At 40.0% G+C, this 6042-nt stretch carries 1 protein-coding gene; it reads right to left on the minus strand.

From position 1 onward, the window contains the following. On the minus strand, positions 1-6042 hold a 6042-nt coding region (locus NT145_07630; protein ID MCX5782549.1), incomplete at both ends, for a DUF1542 domain-containing protein.

A 6042-nucleotide genomic window follows, 5' to 3' on the forward strand; every position in this document is an offset into this window, starting at 1 on the left:
CTCGTAAAATTGGCCACAATAGTTCCAACCGCAACTTCTTCCTTCCCTGCTATAATTTTTTCAATTGAACTTGTAACATTTTTAATTATTTCCTGCGATTTGCCCACCAAAAACGAATTCATCGCGCTAAAAACGCTGCACATAAACGCTGACATAGCCGCGTTTTCGTTGGTCCCTTTTGGAAGAGCACCCATTGCCGTATTCAAGGCTAAAGTAATTGCGCTAACAATATCTTTGCTTTCTTTGTTGTCAAGGCCTTTAAAAACAGAATCTGCCAGTGTAGAAGCAGTTTTGTAACTACTGGTTAATCCGTCTATATCTTTAATATCTCCTAAAATGCATAAATCGCCCCAAATATACATAGTTACAAACCATCTCTTATCTATATCGTCTTTCCTGTCTCCATAAGCGAGATCAAATACCTTGCTGATAAGATCAATTTCTTTTACAACATCCGCCGGAGCCTGGCTTATGACCTTTTCGCAAATTGTCCCCGCAGCCTCCCCTAATTTTTTCCCTATGAACCTTTCCTGCACCTCTGTCCAGCTGATAACAGAAGCTGCCAGCGCCAAGTTTTTCATATTTATAGCGGCTTCTTTTAAATTAGTTTCTGCTAACTCCTCAAGCTTAGCATCTTCACACAGTTTATCCCATATCGCTAATGCTGAGCGCCCTTCCGGTTCTCTGAACATCATTTTCTGTCCTGCTTCAAATAGCTCCTTATACTCTTTATCAGTACTGCCTTCAACCAGTTTATTTAATATCTGAATATAAACATTGCCTTCTTTCTCGCTCAAAAGACCTGATGTTATTTTATTTTTGGTTTGAATAATTCCGTTCACCGCTTCAATTTGAAGTTCGGTCTTTGTGGTGTCAACGAACTTTTCATCTGAATACAATCCAGCCAATTGTTCGATTACTTGATTAATCTGATCGGGGTCCTTATACTGCGAAAATTTTTTCACTTGGATAAGAGACAAACGCTTAACGTTTTCTAATCCAGCAGCCGTTCTAAGATTGAGGCCCAGCCCCTTTAAAAGCTTATTTTTTTGTTTTTCTCGCTCGTCAAGATCTGTTATCTTTTCAAGCTGTTCACCAATTCCTATTAACTGATCAATATTTATGTCTTCAGCGGTAACGTTGGTCAACGCAAGCATCGCTTCAAAATAGGCAACATTCTGGGCCATCATATTAAGTTTGGTAAATCCCTGTTTTGATTCCGTAGGCTGGGAATAGACAATATACATTAAAAGCACTAACGCGAGAGTTCTTGAAATCCACTCTTCGGGACTAATACTATTTGTGATTTCACTTATTTTTTCCCGGTATTCTTGCTCAAGCGCCAAAGCTTCTTCAGCGCTTTTTCCTTGAACTTCTTTAAGGTATTCATGGTAAAGCACTTTGGCTTTTTGGCTTCTGTTCGCCAAAGCCGCCATTCTTTGAAGGCAGAAAGTATTAGTATTGAAGTTTTGGGCTATTATGCACAAAAAATCGTCAACTGAAAATTTTCCCGAGACCAGCGCGCCGGCCTCATCTTTTCCCTTTATTTCAATTTCCTTTTGAAGCTGGCTTTTTTCAATAAATACCAGCTGACCGTCAACAACTAAAAGCATGCCCCCTTCATTCTTTTTAACACTAAATATTTTATGCTTATTTAAAAATCCGGATACTCCATCCCTAAATACTTCTAATGCTTTTATCCATAGGCCTCTCTGCGCATCGCCTTGCTTTTCGGCGGCAAGTTCGGCTATTTTTTTTGCTGTTTCATAATTCGCCTGAAGCAAATTAGACAATTTATCGCTTCCTGCGTTTCCTTTGCTGTCTTTGAAACTAACTTTAACGTCCTTCTTATCTGCTTGTTCTTCGGCCCCTGTGATGGTAAGGTCTTCAACAACTAGCTTGTTGGAAGCGCCCAGGCTGAATTTCTTAAGTGTTTTTCCTTTAACTTCGCTTTGGAAGGCAGCAAAATTGTCATGTTGATAACTAAAAGTAACTCTCTGCGCAATTGTTCTGACAGACATAACAGCTTTACCCAGTTTTACATCCGCGTTTCCAAGCAATGCGTCCAAATTACCCGGATCCCAAGTATCGTCCCCCTGATGATTAAATATTTCATTGCCCAACTTTGTTTTTTCTATCATCATAGCCAAGTAAAATATTATCGCAAGTATTCCTCCTCCGTGCCCGGGGCGGCCCTTTTCATCGGGACGAAGCACTCCGAAACGGTCAAACCGCGCTATATCCGCGTCATTAAGAAAAGTTTTAAAAATATCCGCATATTTAAATACTGAAGGACCGAGAATCATTCCGGATTCAGGAGATTTCGCAAATATCAAGAGCACTATGGGTGTATATAATTCCCCATCTTCATCTATGTAATACAAAAGCGGTTCAACTTTTCTGAATTTTGCCTCATCATTGCCGCATATATTTTTCTTATAGAATGCTTTAAGTTCATCTATCTTATCTTTTTTAATAGGCACCGTATCGGCAAAAAGCTTGTTGCCGCCCGAAAGCCCCTGTTTGATCCGCGCACCTTCACCGGCTCCCTGAATGTCACCCTTATATTTAAGGGATTCTTCTACAAATTTTCTAACAGGTGAATCTTCGGGAAGAGCGCCTGCTTTTGATTTGAGTTTTTCAAATACCGTATTAGTATCCCAACTCGAATTTGGGGCTTCATTAAATAAATCTTGATAAAGGGCCTTTACTAGCTGCTCTTCAGTTCTCATCTCGCCCAATTCAGAAACGTTACCAATTACTGAGTTGCTTGTCGTGCCATTATCCCTGACAACTGTGATCTTATTATCAGCCTTAAGCTTTATTAAACCTTTAAGAGTTCCGAAGAATTCGGACAGAATTCCCCAATAGCCGGTTTTTCGCTTCTCAAGATAACCATACAGCTCTTTTGCTTTAGCCAATATACGCTTAACATTTTCATCAATACTAATAATCCCTAATGCAACCACTTTCTCGCTGTCGGAAAGTGCTATTAACTGCTTTAATTGTTCAACATATTCATCATAAACACTTTCGTTTTTGCTCTTCTTATGCGATATAACGGTTAATGCGTCAAGAAAATCAATAAGTATTTCAGCGGTAAGCCCGCCGGTTTTTGCAAGATTAGTTAATGTATCGGTCTTATAATTTTCAAGATATGTTATAGCGCTATCAATGTCTTCTTGTTCATAATCCGTTCCGAACAGTGAATCTACTTCTGTAAGTTCTTCACTAATATGCCATCCGGCCGGGAGCCCTTTCAAAATGATATCTTGAGAAACCTTATCAATTCCTAAGAATTTCCTAAGCTTAGGATTCCCAAGAAGAATCTCTGTTCCGGAAACAGCATTGAAAATTCCGGTCGGATCAAGCCTTCTTGCGTCTTCTGCATTGTCTATCTCTATAACACGGTTACCAATCTCAAGATAATATTTATTATATATTGCTTTTACACTGCAATTAAGAGTTTTCCCCGCAGGATTAATAAGAGTAATTTTCTTTTTATATGTTAGAAATTGCTCTAAAACATTAGGATATCTCCCTTCAAGCATAGGCGCAGCTTCAGGGCCGGTAAGATCTTTTATAATTCCCAAGATAAGCTGTGGATTAAGAAGTCCCGGTTCTTTAGCAAGGGCTTTAAGTTTCTCTATTGCCGATTCGTAAAAAGCTCTTTTTCCTGAAGATTCTGCTACTCTCAGCGCGTCCCTTATAATGGTATGTGATACATCTGTAACGGTTGCGATCTCTTTAGAAATAACAAAATCCAGGATTCTGTTTTGTATATTCATATTAGGCTCGTTCCAAGCTTCGTGCAAAAGCGTTAATAAAGAATCGTTAAAATCTTCTTTTGAAACCTGTGTTTTAAGCATGCGTTTAACTGCTCCTAGAAAATCTTCGCGGGCGGCATCATCAGGAATCCTTGCGCCATATTTTACCGCTTCAATCAGAATTTCCAGCTTCTTCTGATCCAATTCCAGACCATGCGCAACTATTTTAGCCACCGCTGCACTAAAAGCGTCCGCGAAATTGCTCCCAGCTTCAAGTTGTTCTCTAAAAGTAGCAAGATAAACTTTTTCGGAAACAACAACCGCGGGCTTAATAACTTTCAGTACTTCGTTTATGAAGGCTTCATAGCCAGCGCCAAGCAGTTTAATAAGTTGTTCAATCTCATCGTTATTCAGTTCCGCGTATCCGGCTCCCTTAATAAAACCCTCAACAATATTTTTTTGATCTTCTTCGCGTCCGACAGCATTATTAAACATATTGCCAACCATTCCTAAGATTTGCTTTTGTTCAGGTTCGGCCTGATCTTTAATCCATTGTTCAATAAGAACTTGAAAAACTAAATGAGGCAATTTTCTTTCTGTACCGCCAAATGCTATGAAAGCTTCGTCAATACGATCTTCAGTAGGCCCGTTCGTTGCAGGATCTGTCAGCAATTCTTCACAAGCACTGTAATCAAGCCCCCCCATTCCCTTAATAGAATTTATATTAAACTTTTTAATTATCTCAGGAGTTACTAGTGCGGGATCTCCTCCAGTTTCCGTTCTATAAGTATTTGCTACTTTTTGAAGGAATGCTTTTTCTTTTTCTTCTCTGGTAATCATCTTAGGCAATTTAAATTTATCCGCAATCCCGTTCCAAATGTAGTGCCCTATAATTGTACCGATAACAAATCCCGCTATAGATGATGCGATATCCAGCATAACAGTTAGAACCTGCATCAAAATAGTTACAGCATTGAAAACGACTATTCCTGCAATAAAGGGAAAGATGGGCATAAACGCAAATATTACAGCAAACAAAACTCCTGATTTCAGGCAGAACTTTACCCCGCGTCTCAGCTGTTGTTGTTCTCTTCCGCCGGGATACTGCGGATGCATCGGCAGGAATTTTTCTTCCAGATATTTCTTGCTAAATATCGCTCTAAGGACTATACCGCTTTCATAAACGCCGGCTGCTAAAGGTGCTTTCTCGCCAAATCGCTCCAGTGTGCGTTGGGTTATTAATCTTGGTTCTGGCCCAGTATTTAATCTGGGTACATTACCGCTTTGTATCGCTCTTTCAATGCCGCCTTGAATTTGAGCAAACTGATCCTCAGTTAAATTCAATTCCCTAGTTATGGCGTCTTGAATATTGCTTATTTCATTTCCATAATAATCTGGATCACATACACTGGCAAAGAATTTAATAAATTCTCTAATTGCAGCTGCTTTCTGAAGCTCCGGTAAACCAAATTTATTGTTTAGCTCCCTGCCCATTATTTCTAAAACTTTCTTAACTTTCTCGGGATCATCCGGTTTTGCAAATTCTTCAAGCACTCCCATAATCGGTCCTGCTTTGACCGCCTTTAAATCAATGATTCTTTGTTTTATTCCTTTTTCGTCAATTACTTTTTTCTTGGCTTCGGCTATAGCATCACTCACCGCTGTATTTGCATCAGCTCTCGCTAGAATTATTGCTGTCAATCGGTTTCTTTTTTCCGTATCCACTGCCGCTAATGTACCCGCAGCATCTATTGCAGTATTCGCTGGTATAACTAGATTTTCTAATGCTGTCTTTTGATTACTTAACGCAGTCGTAACTTCAACAGCTCCCTGAACTTCAGCGCTTTCAGCTGTTACCAAATCATCAAGTTCTGTCTTGCCTGTATCAACAGCTGCTCTTACAGCAGCTTTTGCCGCTGTCTTGGCCGCTCCCAATTCATCGCCTATTCTTCGTTTGGCTTCTGCAATAGCATTACCCACCGCTGTCTTTGCATCAGCTACCGCTGTATTTATTGTTGCCAACTGATTTGTCTTTTCGGTATTTACTTCCGCAACTGTAGTTGCAGCATCTATTGCAGTATTTGCAGATCTAACTAAAGCTTCCAATGCAGCTTTCTGATCCCTTAATGCAGTTGTAACTTCAACAGCTGCCTGAACTTCAGGGGTTTCAGCTGCCACAAGATTATCAAGGTCTGTCTTCCCTGTATTAACTGCTGTTCTTATCGCTGTCTTCGCGGCTGTCTTCGCTGCCCCCACCTCATTGCCTAATCTTCGT

This window comes from Elusimicrobiota bacterium, assembly GCA_026388075.1.
Classification (GTDB): Bacteria; Elusimicrobiota; Endomicrobiia; order Endomicrobiales; family JAPLKN01; genus JAPLKN01.